This is a genomic window from Wolbachia endosymbiont of Ostrinia scapulalis (assembly GCF_023559145.1).
In the GTDB taxonomy this organism is placed as follows: domain Bacteria; phylum Pseudomonadota; class Alphaproteobacteria; order Rickettsiales; family Anaplasmataceae; genus Wolbachia.
This window is the reverse complement of sequence record NZ_CP096926.1, coordinates 182,837-201,478: the sequence shown is the minus strand read 5'-3', so window position 1 is coordinate 201,478 and position 18,642 is coordinate 182,837. Positions and strand designations below refer to the sequence as shown.

17 protein-coding genes and 1 pseudogene are annotated in these 18,642 nt (G+C 32.9%); 7 read left to right on the top strand and 11 right to left on the bottom strand.

Annotated elements, in window-relative coordinates; translation table 11 throughout:
• Positions 1-14: 14 nt before the first annotated feature.
• The 11 genes from M1L26_RS01075 to M1L26_RS01025 form a co-directional block, all read right to left on the bottom strand.
• Positions 15-1,160, bottom strand: a complete 1,146-nt coding sequence (locus M1L26_RS01075) for an MFS transporter (protein ID WP_250120252.1) — start codon at positions 1,158-1,160, stop codon at positions 15-17.
• Between the two features lie 127 nt (positions 1,161-1,287).
• Complete coding sequence (locus M1L26_RS01070; protein ID WP_006280070.1) at positions 1,288-2,340, bottom strand: threonine aldolase family protein; 1,053 nt, start codon at positions 2,338-2,340, stop codon at positions 1,288-1,290.
• Positions 2,337-3,386: a threonine aldolase family protein gene (locus M1L26_RS01065; RefSeq protein WP_006280069.1), complete on the bottom strand. Its 1,050-nt coding sequence runs from the start codon at positions 3,384-3,386 to the stop codon at positions 2,337-2,339. The genes M1L26_RS01070 and M1L26_RS01065 overlap by 4 nt, the downstream gene beginning before the upstream one ends.
• 1 nt (position 3,387) lies before the next feature.
• Positions 3,388-5,163: an ABC transporter ATP-binding protein gene (locus tag M1L26_RS01060; protein WP_250120251.1), complete on the bottom strand. Its 1,776-nt coding sequence runs from the start codon at positions 5,161-5,163 to the stop codon at positions 3,388-3,390.
• Positions 5,164-6,153 carry a phytanoyl-CoA dioxygenase family protein gene (locus tag M1L26_RS01055; protein WP_155969548.1) on the bottom strand — a complete coding sequence of 330 codons (990 nt, stop codon included), beginning with the start codon at positions 6,151-6,153 and terminating at the stop codon, positions 5,164-5,166.
• A 4-nt stretch (positions 6,154-6,157) separates the two neighbouring features.
• Positions 6,158-7,834, bottom strand: coding sequence for a WG repeat-containing protein (locus tag M1L26_RS01050; RefSeq protein ID WP_250120250.1), 1,677 nt, complete (start codon positions 7,832-7,834; stop codon positions 6,158-6,160).
• On the bottom strand, positions 7,795-10,122 hold the full coding sequence (locus M1L26_RS01045; protein WP_250120249.1) for a glycosyltransferase: 2,328 nt from the start codon (positions 10,120-10,122) through the stop codon (positions 7,795-7,797). Before M1L26_RS01045 ends, M1L26_RS01050 begins: the two co-directional genes overlap by 40 nt.
• A complete protein-coding gene (locus M1L26_RS01040; RefSeq protein WP_211908264.1) occupies positions 10,079-11,032 on the bottom strand; it encodes an NAD-dependent epimerase/dehydratase family protein in 954 nt (317 codons plus the stop codon). The genes M1L26_RS01045 and M1L26_RS01040 overlap by 44 nt, the downstream gene beginning before the upstream one ends.
• Before the next feature lie 124 nt (positions 11,033-11,156).
• Positions 11,157-11,906, bottom strand: coding sequence for an NTP transferase domain-containing protein (locus M1L26_RS01035; RefSeq protein ID WP_250120248.1), 750 nt, complete (start codon positions 11,904-11,906; stop codon positions 11,157-11,159).
• Between the two features lie 595 nt (positions 11,907-12,501).
• The gene (locus tag M1L26_RS01030) at positions 12,502-13,095 is read right to left on the bottom strand and encodes a hypothetical protein (RefSeq protein ID WP_250120247.1); all 594 of its coding nucleotides are present in this window, start codon (positions 13,093-13,095) and stop codon (positions 12,502-12,504) included.
• A gap of 10 nt (positions 13,096-13,105) precedes the next feature.
• Positions 13,106-14,431: an IS4 family transposase gene (locus M1L26_RS01025; RefSeq protein WP_250120086.1), complete on the bottom strand. Its 1,326-nt coding sequence runs from the start codon at positions 14,429-14,431 to the stop codon at positions 13,106-13,108.
• A gap of 90 nt (positions 14,432-14,521) precedes the next feature.
• On the opposite strand from M1L26_RS01025, the pseudogene M1L26_RS01020 reads away from it, so the two are divergent.
• The 7 genes and pseudogenes from M1L26_RS01020 to M1L26_RS00990 all read left to right on the top strand — a co-directional run.
• A pseudogene (locus M1L26_RS01020) lies at positions 14,522-15,415 on the top strand (hypothetical protein); the annotation flags it as partial.
• A 10-nt stretch (positions 15,416-15,425) separates the two neighbouring features.
• The gene (locus M1L26_RS01015; protein WP_019236467.1) at positions 15,426-15,986 is read left to right on the top strand and encodes a hypothetical protein; all 561 of its coding nucleotides are present in this window, start codon (positions 15,426-15,428) and stop codon (positions 15,984-15,986) included.
• Positions 15,979-17,166: a phage tail sheath subtilisin-like domain-containing protein gene (locus tag M1L26_RS01010; RefSeq protein ID WP_250120246.1), complete on the top strand. Its 1,188-nt coding sequence runs from the start codon at positions 15,979-15,981 to the stop codon at positions 17,164-17,166. Before M1L26_RS01015 ends, M1L26_RS01010 begins: the two co-directional genes overlap by 8 nt.
• Positions 17,167-17,177: 11 nt before the next feature.
• Positions 17,178-17,675 carry a phage major tail tube protein gene (locus tag M1L26_RS01005; RefSeq protein ID WP_250120245.1) on the top strand — a complete coding sequence of 166 codons (498 nt, stop codon included), beginning with the start codon at positions 17,178-17,180 and terminating at the stop codon, positions 17,673-17,675.
• 61 nt (positions 17,676-17,736) lie between these two features.
• Positions 17,737-17,937 (top strand): hypothetical protein, encoded by a 201-nt coding sequence (locus M1L26_RS01000; protein ID WP_007303020.1) that lies wholly within the window; start codon positions 17,737-17,739, stop codon positions 17,935-17,937.
• A complete protein-coding gene (locus M1L26_RS00995; protein WP_010082215.1) occupies positions 17,921-18,202 on the top strand; it encodes a type II toxin-antitoxin system RelE family toxin in 282 nt (93 codons plus the stop codon). The genes M1L26_RS01000 and M1L26_RS00995 overlap by 17 nt, the downstream gene beginning before the upstream one ends.
• Before the next feature lie 83 nt (positions 18,203-18,285).
• Positions 18,286-18,543, top strand: coding sequence for a phage tail assembly protein (locus tag M1L26_RS00990; protein ID WP_010405430.1), 258 nt, complete (start codon positions 18,286-18,288; stop codon positions 18,541-18,543).
• Positions 18,544-18,642: the final 99 nt, after the last annotated feature.

Below are 18,642 nucleotides of genomic sequence, written 5' to 3'. Positions count from 1 at the left end.
TTGAGAAATTTTTTTTACACCGCTTTACTTAGTTTTTTTAGATCTTTGCTTGATAGTATGGAAAAGCAAACGAGTGCAACAACAGAGCAAATGGAAAAAAATGAAAACATAATACTGTTACCACAGTGCTTAACAAGTACTCCTAAGAGCACGCATGAAAATATTGAACTTGCAATATACCCAAATAATCCTGTTAAGCTTACAATTGCACATACATTATTTTGTGGAGCAATTTCTACAGCTATAACACCTGTCAGTACTTGCACTCCAAATATAAAGAATCCTGATAAGATTGCACAAAGGTTCATAAGAATTATGTTTTGACCAAAGTTCATTGCAATAAAAGTGAGTGCTATACCCAACATATAAAGTGATGCCAGCAAGCTTCTATTTTGAAAGAAGTACATATCACTAATTCTTCCTGTTATTAAAGTTCCAAGGATTCCACCTAAATCATATACGCCTGTTATTAGTGAGGATTGTACAAGAGAAATTTGTAATTTATTCTTTAAAATTATAGGAAACCAAAAGAAGATTCCCATTTTTATAATATAAGCACAAAAAGTAGCACAACATAGAAACCATATGGAACTTGTTACCTTGATACCTATTTGAGATTTCTGCACCTTATAATAGGTAGTAAAGTTGGCACTTTTTTTGTAATATGCCTTTAATATTATATAAATTCCAAAAAGTAAGCATAAGAAACCAGAGTACAAAAATGCACTTTTTGCATTATATATTTTAATTATACTTGGTAATACAATTAAAGTAATACAAGAACCAAGTTGCTGAGATGCGCTCATAACTCCCCATGATGATGCAATTGAAGAGATGCTAGAGTTTGTAACCATAAACTTGGTAATAGCTGGCCAACCTAACCCTTGTGTCCAAGCTAATAATATTAATGTTAACAGTAATAAAGTTAGATTATTATATGATAAAGTTATACCAATGGTTAATAATCCAGTTGCAATATTGCATAGCCCAAACATAAATAATGGATTATTTTTGGAGTCCATGATTATTCCATTAACAAATTTTGATACTCCATAAAAAAAAGAAAAGCAGGCAAAAAAATAGCTTAATTTTACATGGTCAGTATCTATTAACAGTGGTAGAGCAATTGGTATACTTTGTCTTGATAAATAAAGCAGCATATATCCACAGAAGAATAGTAAATATTGAAAGAAGACAAAGTTCACACCTATTCCCAAATAGCTCTATGCAGATGCTAGCATAATACTATATTGGTATAATATTGTTTGACAAGAAGTTTGCAAACAATTAGTGCAGAAAATTACTTAGTATCTTTCTTATAGCAGATACAGTAGTATTAATATCTTCATAGCTTATATCTCTATGTGTTATAGCTCTGATTTTACCTTTGATGTTAGCCATTCTAATTCCATAATTTGTCATTAGTACGTTTATTAATTCTTGAGTAGATATACAATTAGTACGTAATGAAAAATACGCTATATTAGTTTTATACAGGTCGATATCAATTATAACTTGATCTATGGAGTCTAGGCCTTCTATAAGGTGCTGCATTTTTTTATGATCTTCTTCTAAAGAATTTACATTATTACGTAGAGCATATAAACATGCAGCTGAAATAATGCCAGCTTGGTGCATACCTCCGCCAATTTGAAACTTATAGTACCAAGCTTTTTCAATAAAATCTTCACTTCCAAGCAATATTGCGCCCATTGGAGCACCTAATCCTTTACTAAAATCAATGAATACCGAATCAAAATAACTTGCATACTCCTTTGGAGATATTTTAGTATGAGCACAAGCGTTGAACAGTCTTGCTCCATCTAAATGAGTGAATACGTCATTCTCTTTGCAGAGACTTGAGATCTCTTGAATATATTCTAAAGGCCACACAGCTCCACCACCAAAATTTGTCGTTTGTTCGATAGAAACAAGCCCAACTCTCGGAATATTTCTTAAACTAGGACGAGTAATAAACTCAACAATTTGTTCTCCAGTAAATATTCCTCTTGTACCTTTGATGGGCAAAGGAGTAGCATGTGCCTGGGCTGCGATCAAGCCAGATTGTACTATGAGTGGATGTGAAGTTTCATCAAGCAGCAAGTAATCACCAGGTCTTTGAATGTGTACTTTATAAGCAATTACATTGGACATCGTTCCTGAAATCAAAAAGATTCCTGCAGGTTTACCTAATATTTTACATGCGGTTGCCACTAATTCGTTCACAGTTGGATCTTCACATGCAGCTTCGTTTCCAACTTTTGCTTTAGCCATCGCTTCCCTCATTTTAGCTGAAGGGTCAGTGTTTGAATCGCTAAAGAAATCTATTTTTACTCTCATATTAAATTTAACACAACCTCCTTTATAATTTCAGCAGCTTTCATGATGTCTGTTTCCTTTGTGCCAAGATGGGTAACTGCTCTTATATGAGACTCGAGCCAAGGAAAAAGCAATAAACCATAAGCTTGGCACTTACTCAAGAAAACCTCATTAGTTACATTTAGTGCTTTTATACTAAAGCTTACTATATTAGTTTCTGGATAAGGTAGTACCAGTTTTATGTGTGGAATTTCCTTAATCTTGTCTGCAAACAGTTTGGCGAGTTTATTGTCTTCTTTAAGCCTAGAAATATTGTTCTGTAGTACATACTTTGCTGCATTAGCACAATACCCTATCTGATGATAACCACTACCTAGCCAAACCTGTAGCTTTTTAGCCCTTTCAATTATCTCTCTTTTACCCATAAGCATTGAACCAAAAGGAGCTCCAAGTCCTTTGGTAAAAGAAAAGCTCATTGTATCCACATATTTAGCATAATCTGCTAAAGCAATATTTGTTTCGACATGAGCATTAAATATTCTTGCACCGTCTAAATGAAGATTTACATTGTGAGCTTTTAAAAAGTGATATAACTCGACTTGTTTTTCAAAAGGATAAATTTTACCATTAAACCCGTTTATACTATTTTCTATAGAAACAAGACTCACCTGAGCAAAAATTTTGTACCTTGGCTTAGAATTAATAGCATATTCTACTTCAGCAACATCTAAGATTCCGCTATTATTTCTAATACAATTAAATACGATATTATTTACTTTTGCATTGCCTGCGCTATCGAAAAAATTAACGTGATAATTATAATGAGTTATTAGTTCATCACCAGGACTTGTTTGACTGGCAATGGCTAATCTATTTGCAAGCATACCGCTGGTTGCAAATAATGCTTCTTCTACTTTGAATAATTGTTTGCAATATTCTGATAAGTCATTACAGCTTTTGTCTTCACCATAAGCAAAATCTCCAACAGTTGCATTACTTATTGCATGTATAACGTTGGAGCTCTGCAGAGTTGTAGTGTCACTTCTCAGATCAATAATTTTTTCCATCTTATTTTTTGCCATTCAAACAACCAATTTGAGCATTCCAAAGTTCCTTGTAAAGACCTTGCTTAGAAACTAATTCAGCGTGTTTACCATCTTGGACAATTTTTCCTTTGTTAAATACTAGAATTCGGTCCATGTGTAAAAGTGTAGAAATACGGTGTGCTATAGTAATCGTAGTTTTATTTTTCATCAATTTGAATAAACTCATTTGAATTGTTTTTTCTGTTATAGAATCTAACTGACTAGTTGGTTCATCGAGAAATAATATTGGAGCGTTTTTTAAAAATGCCCTGGCTATTATTATTCTTTGTCTTTCTCCTCCAGATAGCTTGATGCCTTTTTCTCCGACTGTAGTTCCATATTGATCTGGTAGAGTCATAATGAAATCGTGAATACCAGCCAGCTTTGCAGCTCTCATTATTTCTTCGATAGTAGATTGAAGTCTACCATATATGATGTTTGCTAAAATAGTATCATGAAATAACAATGGGTCTTGAGGTATTACAGATATTTGTTGCCTCAAAGAACTCTGTGTAACTTCTGATACTATTTGATTATCAATCTGTATACTACCTTTTTTAACATCAAATAGCCTTAGGATTAAGTTTATAAAAGTAGATTTACCACCTCCAGAACAACCAACTAGACCTACTTTTTCGCAAGGATTAATGGTAACTGAGAAATCTTGAAATAATGACTCCTGACCTTCATAAGAAAAAGAAACATTATTAAACGTTATTTTTCCACTTAATAAATTTAATTCTTTAGCATTTTTCTTATCTTGAATTTCTGGTACGGTAGTTAAGATTGGCAATGCATCTGAAACTTTGCCGAAATGAGTAGAAAATTGGGTAAGATTCCTAGTTAGATGGTTAAGAAACTCTATAATCGATATATTAATTCCAAGTACAAGAGCTATATCTCCTATTGCGATCTTGTTCAATTGATAGTCATAAATTAAAAAGTACAAGTTTACTGCTTGGAGTATATCAAATGAATAGCCATATATAAACCAAAGACAAAAGTATGCCCATTGTAATTTTCTCTCTGCAATAGTTCTTTTCTTGCATATTTGAAAAAATTTGTGTCTCTCATGTGCTTGCTGAGAAAATAGCCTTACTGATATAACATTTAAAATACTATCTGCTATACTAGCTATTACTTGTGAATTTTGTTTAGAGTAATTATCAGCTAGTTCAGTAAGTACACGAAAGCTGAAAATCGATACTAAAATAAAAATGCTTACCCAAGTGAATGTAGCGATTGCAAATTTTATGTTTACTAATGATAAGGTATAAATAGCTAAGACTAATGCTATGCTGTAACCGAAAAAACAATCTATAAGCAATCTTATTAACTCTATCACACTATCCATTAAGCTACTGACCTTATGTACTAAGCTTCCAGATAAATTGTTCTGATAATAGGAATGGTCTTGTTGGAGTAGTCTACAAAAAGATATATCAGCTATCTTTTGACGCATTAAGGTAAACATTCGAATGTCAACAAAATAGCCATAGAATCTAAAAGCAGTAGTGATAAGTAATGCCATACCAAGATAAGCGCTTACAGGTAATAAAAGATTCTCAATTACATTACCTTCCTGATATTTTACAGCTGTATCTAGAATATTTTTTACTAAATACTTTCTAAAAGACAAATCAACAGCTACCACCAGGGCAACTAAAGACATTATAAGTACATTAAGTTTGAATTTAGATACTATATTCAAGATGAACATCAATACACATTTGAAGCTATCAACTCTACTTCTGTTCATTTATAATGCTAGCTCCACTACGTTGACTTTTTTATTGAGAAATACAAGTAGTGAAAACCATAAATTTTTGTATATTTTTCCTGAGATGTCTCCAGCATCATGTAGTGCTGATGCTCGATTCAGAATAAGTAGCTTATATAAATCTCGCTTAGCCTCAGTAGTGTCGATCTCAGAAATATTTGTAGTTGTGTCTGTAATAAAGGCTAACCAGCTCTTGATAAGTTCTTCCATGTTTTTTGCTTTTACACTTTCCTGGTAGCCAAACAATGACAAGCATTCTCTCAGTACAGATTCTGTTAACTCACCACAATTGAGTATACCAAAAACTGAAGGCTGAGGTTTTGGCACATAGGGAAGATCTTGATCTTTTATAATCCACCTTGTTACATAAGCAAATCTATCTTTAGCATCTGTATTCTTATCACTACCATGCCATAACCGTGAATCAAAAACTATTGCATCTCCTGCTGAAATAGGTAATGACTTGATTTTGTAATTTTCCCGATTATTTGAGTACTGATCAAAAAAATATGGGTACCAAAAATCAACTAAAGGCTGTATTTCCCATTTATGACTGTTTTCTATAATTTGCAGTGCACCTGAAGTTTCACTTACATTATTCAAAGCTAACCAAACAGAAAAGTGGTAAGGATCATTGAAACTATAGGAGATGTCTTGGTGGAAGGGAACTGCATCTATTAAATCAGCAGTTTTACATATAACATTTGATTTTTTCTGCAGTATCTGACACTGAAGTGACTTTTCAAGGTAATTTTTAATAATTTCATCTAATGCTTGAGAGATAATTCTAGTTACTTGAGATGACGTGCCCCATCTGCCGGTACAGTTTAAGTAGTCAGAAGTTGAAACACTTAGTTCTTGGGATAGCTCTGATATCTTATTTGTTATATCACTTAAAGACTGAGTTATTAGCTTTAAAGGAACCAGATTTTTGATAATAAAAAAACCATTTTTTTGTAGTATTTCCATATGATTAATACCTGACATCAATGACTGATAAGTAATCTGTTAAAGGCACAACAGCAAAAATTTTGAATCCTTTTACTTGTTTTAATATTTTTTCCCAATCGCTTAATGTTCTTAGTTTACCTCCTGTTTCAACCATTACATTAATATCTACAGAGCCTCCAGTTGGAGAGCGGTAATCTAAAATAGTTTCTATCAATAAAATACGAGATATTCCTTTGACCAATTTTAAATAAGATAATACTTTATCATCATCATAATGCTGCAGAAAGCGGCAAAAGACACCTAATTCATAATTTGTAACTGATAGTTCTTCCTGAGTTATAAGTTTGACTTTTAAATTTTCTACTAACTGTCTTGGTACTTTATGTTCGTTATATAGGCCTATAGAACCTTTATTGTGTATATCAGAATAAGCAAGAAATAAAGAGTGTACACCAAATAGAAATATATTCTTAGCACCATCTATATTAATCCTAGAATTAAACTCTTTAGTATCAAACCTAGAATATCCTAGCAATGCTTGGTAAAACGCTATTTTCTTATCTTCTGATGCTTCTCTTTCCTTAAAAGATTCAAATGAAGAGATGGACTTCTGTTTTAGTATATCGGCAATCTTTAACCAATTCTTTTCAGCGGCAACTCTTGCCCACATCGTTGCTGCTTTTGGCAAAAATGGTATTTCCTTAAAACACTTACCTTTTGATGATAGTTGCCATAAGTCCTTGTCCTTATCGTAATCAATAAACCCTATTTCCCACAACGCCCTTAACAGCCTTTCTAGATTTGGTACGATAATGTTTAACTTTTTAGATAAAACTGGCATAGTTGTAGGTAAAATATTTAACAAATCAAGTTCAATAGCAACGCTTGTTAGGTAAGTTTTCCAAAAGGCTGAAAGTTCTGCAGAAATCCTATGCACTTGAGATTCTTTACCTAAATCAAAAATACTAAACTTTACATTTCCGGTAATATCGATTTGTTCTAACACACCTTCAAAAGTTTCAACTTTTGCCATCCCATTATAAAATGCTTCTACCATTTTAAATCTCTGCTGGTAAATAGGATCACCATTAATATCTATATGAAACCAACCATGTTGATCTTCTGCAATAGAATACCCTTTATGAAAAACATTAAGTTTTTTATACCATTTATTATGTACTAACTTTCCATGATGATTAATATGTGTAGCTTTACTATCCTTGTAGACTACAGCGATACCATCCTTAAAATCTCCAACATAATCATATTCCTCCTGATAAATTCTGTTGCCATTTAAATTAATATGAAAACATTTATCATGTCTTCTAACTACACAAGCATCTTCCTGATAATTTCCAATCCATTGATAAGACTGTTTGTATACTCTACATCCAGATGGATCAATATGGTAACACCCTGTATCATCTTCTACGGCTGCTCTATTAAAGTAGAATCCAAAAGTTTTCAGAAATCTATTATGATAAACTGCTTCTCCTCTTACATTGATATGATAAGCACCTGTCTGATCATAAACCGGTGCAAGACCAGGCTCATGAAATTTACCAACCTTTATAAACCTATTTTCATACAAAGGATTTCCTAGCAACTCGTGAAACCTCTCACACGGTGAAATTTTAATAGATTTAAGATTATCTTTGATTAATTGATCAAAGGTTTTCTCATGTTGCATGTTTTGCATAATTTATAATTTAAATAATTCTTTTGTAAGCTTAGGTACTCACTACTCTGCCATATTTCCTCGAGTTTAATCTCATTAACATTACCAAAATTTCCTAATGTCTTACGGAGTTCATCTGGAGCACAGCAAGGACTAAACTTTCCTTTATTGTTTATCCATGCTTCTTTACCTAAAAATGGGCATTGACCACCTGGAGCCAAATCCTTAATACCTTCTTGAGAAAGGATTGTGAAATTTTCTAATTTTATCTTTTTACCATTTGGCAATAGAATATTATCTCTAAGTTCGTATAACCTTCTCACCTCCGTGTTCCATCTACTAATTGCTAACTCATCTCTTCTCATAGATAGATCCTTAATTTCCTCAAAATGTGCCCAAAGATGATGTCCTTTAACTCTATCTATGCCGTTTTTTATGGCCATCTTAACTATGTCATAGAGTTCATGTAAATTACTTTCCAAAAATGTTAATTGTAAAGTAACGGTACACCTTTCACCTGTATCGCTAAAGTATTTATCTCTAACTTCAAGGAAAGTTTTTAAATTTTCTGTCACTACTTCCCATTTTGAACCTTTCATGATTCTTTCATGAGTTTCTTTAGTTGCCCCATTCCAGGAAATCTTAACATCAGATAAAATTGGTACCAATAGTTCAGCCCATTTTCTAGCTCCTTTAATGGGAAAAGAACCATTGGTTGTGAGGTTAAGCTTAAGACCGAACTCATGGCACAAATTGATTATTTCATCAAAGCTTTTATACATTAAAGGCTCACCCATAGTAGAAGGAATGATTTCCCTTAAAGGTGTGCCAGCTGCTTCCTTAATTACTTTTCTGATAGTTTCTATCGACAGTATCTTAGGTTTTATTCCTTTAGCTTTCTTTTCTTCTTTAACTTTGCTGTATGGTGAAAAACATTCGCACATTATACAAGCAAAATTGCAGTAATCTGGATTAGTATCAAAAGTAATTCTCCAAGGACCAGGTTTAACAGCTACTGATTTGCCTTTCTTTTCAATAGCATTACGGTAAATCTTGTTAAGTTTCTCAGTATGCTCACCTATAGAAGGTATATTTCCATTTTCAGTATAAGGATAGCCTTTTTGGGTAAGTTTACTATATAACCCCTGATCTGTAGATAGGATTTGCATTTTTTCTGATAAACTACTTGCATCTCTGTGCTTAAATAATAGTCCATCTCTTACATATTCTGCCATACCACCATAATCGGCTGTTATAACTGGTATTCTAAGTTGCTGTGCTTCATGTATTACTAACGGTGAATTTTCACCCCAAATTGAAGGAACGACTATTGCATCAACTTTATTAAATACGTCAGTAACTATATTCTTATTATCATAACTTCCCATCCACTCTATTCTTTCTTTAACAACAGGTGAAAACTGATCGGCAATCGCTTTTAAAGCTTTAGTTTCTTCTCTTGCTGCTCCCCAAATTCTAAGTTTTGCTTTAGATGATAAGTGAGAAAAAGCTTTCAATAATAGATTAACACCTTTTTCGGGAGTATGAGTACCAATATAACCGAAAATAAACTCTTTTTCTTGTACTCTATTTCTATTCTTAAGACGATTGAGATCAAAACCATAATCAAGATAAGAAATTTTGTTTATCGGAACATTAAAATCCTGAGTAAATTTGTCCATCAAGAATTTCGATGGGGAAATAAAGTAATCTATATAGTCTATTATTTTCCTTGTGTGCTTCATTCTAGTTGCAACCCATTGTTCCCAATAATTTATGTCTAAATTCAGGAATTCTTCATCTCCTGTAAAATATCCTTTGTAACATTGGGTTGCACATTTTTGATCCTTTTGTCCATCACAAAGCCGTAACAAATCTTCAGAATTGCGTTGAATAAACCTTCCTCTTGGACACATTAACCAAAAGTCATGTAGCGTAAAAATTGTAGGTATATTTTCTTTAAAAGCAATTTCTGGTAAAGTAATTGATAGATGATTAAGATGACCAAAATGTATAAGATCTGGCTGAAAGTTATCTATTACTCTTTTAAATTGTATATCTACTTCTTCATTAATAAATTTGTAACGGTATTTAGCTATGGGTATATTAATTAAATGCAGTAGGATTCTGGAATCACTACGATCTAGTACTGTAGTGTAATAAAAATCAGGTAAAAAGCTATTTTCATACCTAGTAAATACTTGTACCTCATTGTTATTTGCTAGTTCATGAGCAAGAGTTTGGCTATAAACCTCTGAACCAGCACTATAATAAGGAGGGTAACCATGAATAGCTTTTAATATTTTCATATATTACCATATCTATATTGTTAGGATATTCTTGTGTATTGTTTTGTAGACTTTTTATAAATTTACTTAATCCTACTTCTAATGAATGTTTTGGAGACCAACCAAGTAGCTCTTTAGCTCTAGTAAAATCACCATGGAACTTAGTTACATCAAAATTTCTTGGAGGATAAAAATCAATTCTAGAATCACTTTTCGTGACTTTTAATATTGTTTTTGCTAAGTTTTCTAAAGTACATGGGCTATTAGTAGTAAGATGAATAGCAGGAAGAGAAGATTTTTCGCTTTGTAAATATTTAACAGTTAAGCATATACCCTCTATAACATCATCCAAATAGGTAAAATCAAAAACACATTCTTTACCTTCTATTTTAATTGGATCACCTCTTAATGCATTAATACAGAGTGCAGGAATTACTCTACTGTTATGATCTAGTAAACCACCGTATACATTTGAAAAGCGTAATATTGCTACATTAAAATCTTTTGAACTTGTTATTTGTTCCTCAATAAATGCTTTACCTTTTGCATAATTATTTATTGGATCGATACTAGCAGATTCTGTAACTGGCAGTTCCTTCTGCTCTCCATAGACTTCCCTACTACTTGCATATATAAACCATGGTTTATTTGGAAGTGACTTACATAACCCTAAAAACCGCATTGTACCATCAACATTAATTTTTTGACACAGTGTAGGATAAAGTTCACCATGTATAACTCTAGAAATTGCAGCCAGATGAATGATTCCTGTACACTGAGCAAGTAGTGGTACTATATCTTCTGAAAAAAAACTGAGTGGATTATCGCGAAACCTAATATCGCAGCTTATTACTTCATGGCCTTGGTTTTCTAACTTTTTCACCAAGGTTGACCCTATCAAACCTGCGGCACCTGTTATTAATATCCCCATGTATACCCTCTACTACAACTAGGAAAATTTGTCATACCAATTATCTTACAAGTAAGAATTAAAGGGTATTATAAAACCAGTATAAAACAAATGTCAACTTAAATTAATGAATAAAAAAATGTAGTTATGAAAGAAAAGTTGGCTGCCTTCTTTCTTGAAAATAGTGTTCGGCTTTAATCAAATCCTCCTTATTATTTACTCCCATTGCTTCTCTTTCATCAGAAACTACATAACCTACACTCAAGTTATTGGTTGCTGCAATGGGCACTATATCATTAAGACAATATTCATTGGTCGAATTATTAAATTTTATTTCTTTTACTAAGGTAAAAAGATCTTTAGCATATGAAACTATTATTCCAGAGTTTGCAAGAAGCATTTTATCTCCATTTTTTAGGATTTTTTGAACATTTCCGTAATTATCAATTACTAATCTTCCATATTGTTCATCTTGACTATTGAATCCAAGAAGAACTAAATTATTATACTTTAAACAATCAGTCATTTTCATAACTGTATCACTAGATATAAAGGGAGTGTCTCCATACTGTATTAAAACTATGTCTTGATCAGATAAGTCCTCCAGATTTTCTAGAGCAATTTTAACTGCAGTGCCAGTACCTGTAATATCTTCTTGAATTATTAGTTTTATATTGTATTGATCGATTATACTTTTTAGGGTATCAAACTTTTCTAAATCTTTTAGAAGGGAGTTGTTAACAACAATTGATAAGCTTTTTAGACTCAGCAATTTTGCATTAGAAATTACATGTTCTAAAAGAGTAAGATTTCCCACTTGGTGCAACGCTTTTGAATATTCAGAATTCATTCTACTGCTCTTTCCTGCTGCTAATATTATCAAAATTTTACTCATACATAATTCAGGAATTGATTAGGTAGTAAGTTAATTTATAATTAGTAAGATGTAAAGTCCACTTTGATTTTCTAAATGATCTAGACGAAGATAACTACCATCGAACAGACAAAATTCGTTAAATTAGCATCTGTAGTAATTCTTAGCAATTCTTAAGTAAAATTTTAGAAAGAGACGCCCCATAGTTATAATTGAGTGTGTGCTACTTTCAAGTATGGTTTTTATTGATGAAACCTCTTAGACCACTCTGTTTGAAATAAGGTAACTACTGCTTAATTCACCAAAAAGCCTGTAATTAAGTTTTAAAGCGAGTTTGCCCAAAACACACAAATCGATTGTACCTCTTTAGCGTCTGTAATGCCCTTTAAAATTTGAATAAAAGGTACTTTTGTTAATTCTATTAGTATAAAATAAACTTGTGCATGATTTTGTCGTCATTTTTATTCATTGTAAAGAAAATTTTGTATGAAAGTTTTTTAGAAAACTCACTTACCCCTCTTAAATGTTCTGAACATTCTGAAAATTTGAATAAGTGAAAACATAGGCTGTTTGTAAACAAAAAAGTAATTGCTATTTTCAGAAACTTTTTGAAAAATTACCACAAAATATCTAAATCTTTAATAGGCAAGACCGCACCATTTGCTTGTAGATAGTAATGTGTTGGCTTTATTAACTTGTGCTCTACTTTATCTCCTACTGAAACTTTAAATTCCATATCCTGCACACAAAGAAATCCATATTTAGAATTGGTCCCATATCCTGCAGCATTACGAAAGAATTTAATCTGTCCAAGAGTTGCAAGATTATTTATTCTTTCTCTAATATTGCGCTCACTGCCAAGACCCTCTTCTCCTTCAAAACGCTTTGCAAATTGTCCAGCAGTATAAATATTACCTTGATATGCGCTACTGCGAATTAAACTCAAGATAACCTCATGTTTTCTCATCCGTTCTAAATCCAACTTTTTACTATATTGATCTCTGATTATTGGTTCTGAATTTAAAACTGAATTGTCATGTACAAATGCCCCATTTTTCCAGTAAAGTGTCATTTGCCCGTTATTGCACTGCGAATAGTTAGATTTTTTGCGCGATAAAATTCTCTCATCAGGAGAAGCATTAGCTTTATCTGGTCTAGTCAAATACCAACGAGACCTTACTGTATTATTCCATGCTGTTGAACCGCCCATACGCGTCAAGTTAAGAGATTGTGAGCAAATTTAGAGAGGTTAAAGTGGATACTCTAGCCCTTCTACGTTTGTCTTTTAATGAAAATAGCGACCAAGTTATAGTGAGTTTTTTAAGAAATGCTTTTAAACTATTAATTTTGGTTAATACTAAAAATAACTCTCTAACCCGCCTTTTTAGCTCAATAAATGCCTTTGTTAAGCTAAGTTCTGTATTCTTTTTCACTTCTGTGCAACCAACTATGCCGTGAAATATAAGAATTGCGCACAATTTAGCATATAGTTCACATAATACTCTGCATGGCTTTCCTTTTAGCTTATCAAGCCTGATATAGCTTTTATACAATTTAAATAATAACTCAATTTGCCACCTTACTCTGTAAATCGTTAATACTTGCTCAGCACTAATTTTATTTTCTGGAACATTAGTTATAAATATTGACCAGTTCAACAATTTTTGATTTCTTTTAGAGGATGTATATCCCTGCGATCTTGCTAATCTATTAGCTTTCCTTCTTCTGGCCATAGACTGTTCTTCAGTTAGTTTCTGACATATAATTCTTACTCTAATTTTTGCTTCTTTTCCTAACAATACCTCGTTTTCTAAAAATAACTTATCCTCTAAACATTCTAATAACTCCATTTTTTGATTTGTTTCTACATCATATATGTTGGTATCAGATTTATAACGACTTATGAAATAAGCTCCTATTTCATTGATTTGTTTAAAAGAACTTGGCACAAAATAACCGAGATCAGATATTAGCAAATCATTGCTTAATATATTACTTAAATGTTTCCTATATCCCTGGTCTGATCTTACCCCCTCCGTTAAATTAAGTTGGTCTATTATCTGATTCATGTAGTCGAAAACTAATTGTAACTTTATTCCAGACTTAGTATTGCTTTCATAGCCACTGTAGCTAGTACCATAACCTTTATACATCTCTTCCATACTGTTAGGTAGAGTAATATAGCTACTGTCCAATAATTTAACACTATTAAATTGCTGTAAGATTTTGCAATCAACTTGCAAGATATTTTTAAAGAGAATCACAGATTCATTATACATCCTTTTCATAAATTCCACTGCTTCTTCAGTAAATCTAAAATCCAAACCTTGTTTTGTTATATCTATCGAGTCCTCGTTTAGTAATTGACACATTGTTTCTACGCTACAATTATCAACTCCTATATTACCCAAGACCATGGCTTTTACGAATGATGAACCTTTTAGCTTTCTCTTTCTTTTTATAAACCTTGTTGTAATTGAGATTTTCTCTGCTTTTTCATTAAAAAATTCTTTGAGCTTTTTTGATAAGCAAGTTATTTTATTCATTGGTTCTCTCACTAAAAGTATATCTGGGAGAACTTATACCTTATTATTCTATCTCTTTCATACCTTTATTTCCTTAACTTGACGCGTATGGATGTGCCAAGTGGCTCATCAATTATTAGGGAAATAGAAACTCGAATTGAAAACATCCTGAATGAGGTAAAAACTCGGGATGAACAGTTAAAAGCGTCTCTTATAAATGAAATAAGAAAGCGCAACATGGTTGAACCAGGGTCATTACCTTTCTTATTTGGTGTACTTGGCAGAAAAAATAATTATTTTGGCCACGGAACTTTTACGACAGAGCTTGGAAAGTGGAGTAGTGATATAACAAAAACTGACTATATGTTACAACTACTAGCAGGTAGCCATACGTACAATACAGATTACGTTAGTTTTTATCGGCCAAGACAACTAAGTTTTATAGAGGGAAGTAAAGGAACATTTATTTACGGAGAGTTATGCACAAAAAGTTTTTCGGGTAGTTATGATGAGATATACTATTACCCGTATGCTGCACTTGGAGTAGTATTTGTAAAAAATACAACCAATGTGAACATAAATAAGACAATGGAATTTGTTGGATCATCGTATTCGAGTACGGAGTATGGGGGAGCAGGATTATTTGTGGGAACTCCTGATAACACTAATTCTAATAAATCAAGTATTTCAAAAATAGTATGGAAAAATGTTTACCAATACACGAGTTCTGATAGCAAGTTAGCCGGATCTGGTAATGTGGAGATTCCAGCAGGAAAAACAGTTGCAATATTACTTTACACATCATCTTATCTGTATTCCAGAACACAAGTTAGTCAAGGTATGCTTGCATCAAATTATGTACACAACTATGGTCAATTTATTCAGTGGGGGATTTATAACATACGTAGCAATTTTCTCACCACAGGGCTTGAGGTAGATGTGGAAAGGACGCTCAGGGCTTGGCAATGTCCAGGGTTAGAACGAACTGATCAAATATGGCAATGAGGAGGAATTTGTGACTATTTATATACGTTTTGAAAACCACAAGCAGATTGAAACAACAACACTTGAAAACAAGCCAACTGGAAATGATTGGTATGAAGCACCAAAGAATTTTGACTGGCAAAAAAGTTATTGTTTAACAGAAGGAGAGAAAATTGTTGAAAGGAATAAGGAAGATATTGAGCTGGAATTATTGGAAAATGCGAAACTTTCTGCACTTGATAGTGTGCGTTTTTATTTTAATAACTATACTAACGAATACGCTGGAAATTCTCACCAAAAAGCTAAATCGTATCAAATACAAGAAAAAGCCGCAAAAAGCATTCTAGCAGCACCAGAGTCTATAAGTAAAAAGGATACAGAAATTATAGAACCATTAGCAAAAGTCCGTGGTATTACAGTTATTGAAATGGCAAGAATAATTGAAGAAAAAGCAAAAAAAGCAGTAAAAGAAATAATTAAATGTGAAGAGTTGGAAGACATTACCAAGAAGAAAATTGCAGAAGCCAAAAGTAAAAATGAGCTAGAGAACTTACTAAACGATTTTAAACAAAAGATACAAAGAAATGGCTGAAGAATTTTTACACGGAGTAAATGTTATTGAGGTAACCTCAGGAGCAAAGACAGTACGTACAGCTAAATCATCAGTGATAGGTGTAATTGGTACTGCACCTGAAGCTGATGAGCAAAAGTTTCCGCTAAATAAACCAGTGTTAATTGCAGGAAGCTTAAAAGAAGCAGCAAGACTTGGAAAGAGTGGCAGTTTACCTTCTGCAACAAACGGAATATTTTCCCAGATTGGTGCAACAGTAGTAGTTATTCGAGTTAAAGAAAGTGAAAACAGCGATTCAAAGCTCAAAGAAAGTGAAACTATCCAAAATATAATTGGCGGTGTTGATAAAGAGACTGGAGAGTATCAAGGGATAGAGGCATTCCTCAGTAGTAAAAGCATAGTTCATATTGCTCCAAGAATATTAATTGCACCTCAGTTTACTCATCAGTTACCTGAAATAGATGGAGTAAATCCAGTAGTGAGTGCTTTAATTTCCATAGCAGAAAAATTAAGAGCAATTATTGTTGCAGATGGACCAAATACTAATGATGAAGAAGCAATAAAATGGAGAAAAAGTGTAGGCAGCTCAAGAGTTTACGTAGTTGACTCTTGGGTTAAGGTATTTATTGAAGGAAAAGAAGGAACCTTGCCAGCAAGCCCATTTGTAGCTGGTTTAATAGCTAAAATAGACAGCGAACAAGGCTTCTGGCATTCACCTTCAAATAAAGAGATAAATGGTATTGTTGGCACAAGCAGGCCTATTGATTTTAGCTTAGGTTATGCAAATTGCAGAGCAAACCACTTAAATGAAAATGAAGTAACAACGATAATTCATCAAAACGGCTATAGGCTTTGGGGAAATAGAACATGTTCAAATGACTCAAAATGGGCTTTTCTGTCAGTGAGAAGGACTGCAGATTTAATCAATGATAGTCTACTTCGAGCTCATCTCTGGGCAGTTGATCGCAATATCACAAAAACTTATATAGATGATGTGATTGAGGGGGTGAATTCTTACCTTGCAAGTTTAAAAGCGCAAGGAGCAATTATCAGTGGAAAATGTTATGCAACTCCCGAACTCAATACACCGGCAAATATTGCAAGCGGAAAAGTGTCTTTTGATTTTGAGTTTACACCGCCATATCCAGCTGAGCAAATAATATTCAGATCCCATCTTGTAAATAATAGTGTAATAAGTTAGGAGAAAGCGAAGTGTTACCCAAAATACTGAGAAATTTTAACGTATTTGTAGATGGTCGTGGTCATGCAGGAAAAATAGATGAAATAACCTTGCCGAAGCTTACCATAAAAACCGAAGAGTACAGAGCTGGTGGTATGGATATTCCAATAAATATTGATATGGGCATGGAAAAGCTTGAAGCAGACTTTACTTTTGCTGAGTATGATTCAGAACTATTTAGACTTTTTGGCTTGATAGATGGAAACTCAGTATCTTTAACGCTCCGTGGAGGAATGCAAGGTAATGATATTGAAGCAGTAATAATCAATTTAAGAGGCATTTTTAAAGAGTTTGACTTTGGCAACTGGAAACCTGCTGAGAAAGCAACGCTGAAGTGTACTGTAGCTGCCCATTATTATAAACTTACTATAGGTGGTAATGAATTAATAGAGATCGATGCTGAAAATATGATTAGAAAGATAAATGGCGTTGATCAAATGGCCTTGCTACAAACGATTCTAGGGATCTAATATGGTTGACAAAATTACATAAAAATGTTAAAATATAAGAAGTTGTAGGTATATAGTTAATATGGATTCTAAAGCTCATACAAATTCCATAGAGCAGCTAACTGGTTTACTTGTTAGTGTAGCACAATCTCAAGACAAGTCCGTTTTAAAGTTATTAACTGAATTAATGGAAGAAGAAATTGAAGATATGGAATTATCTAAGATTGCTGACGAACGCTATAAAGAAAAGAGGGTTAAACATCAAGATGCCTTCTGGGATTAAGCCTTACAATATAGACTATTCAGAATCTGTTATAAAGAAAGACATTCCGGCTCTTCCAGCAAAAGTAAAGTTAATGATTAAGAAGGCAATAATGGAGCGTCTAACAGTTGATCCAATTGGACTTGGAAAGCCATTAAAGCATAACTTAAGTGGACAACGTAGTCTACGGGTGAGTACCTATCGTATACTTTATTATATAGATGTACCAGAACATACAGTAGTTATTACTTCAATTGAACACAGAAAAGATTCTTATCAAAGCTAATCCTATTTATAGCACCATACAAAGAAATTAGTTATGTAAAAGCCGATATAGACTTTTATTTAATTAACTTTTTAAGGAGGAACATGCAAGCTATAACACTTAATAACCCAATAACAGTTGATGGAATTTCTGTCTCAGAACTTACTGTTAGACGTCCAAAAGTTAGAGACTATCTTGCAATTGAACGCTTAAATGGTAGTGACCTTAGTAAAGAAGTAACTTTGACTGCCAATTTGACATCAGTTGCAAAAGAAGCAATTGAAGAGTTAGATATTGCTGATTATGTGAAAATTCAAGAGGTATTAAAGGATTTTTTTTCACCGATTATCCAAAAAACTTGAGATTAGAAGTATTAATGTTCAGCTCTGTTGTAGGAGGCGGGGTTGAACAAATACTTGATATGGAGATTAATGAATTTATCTTATGGCATAAAGCAGCGA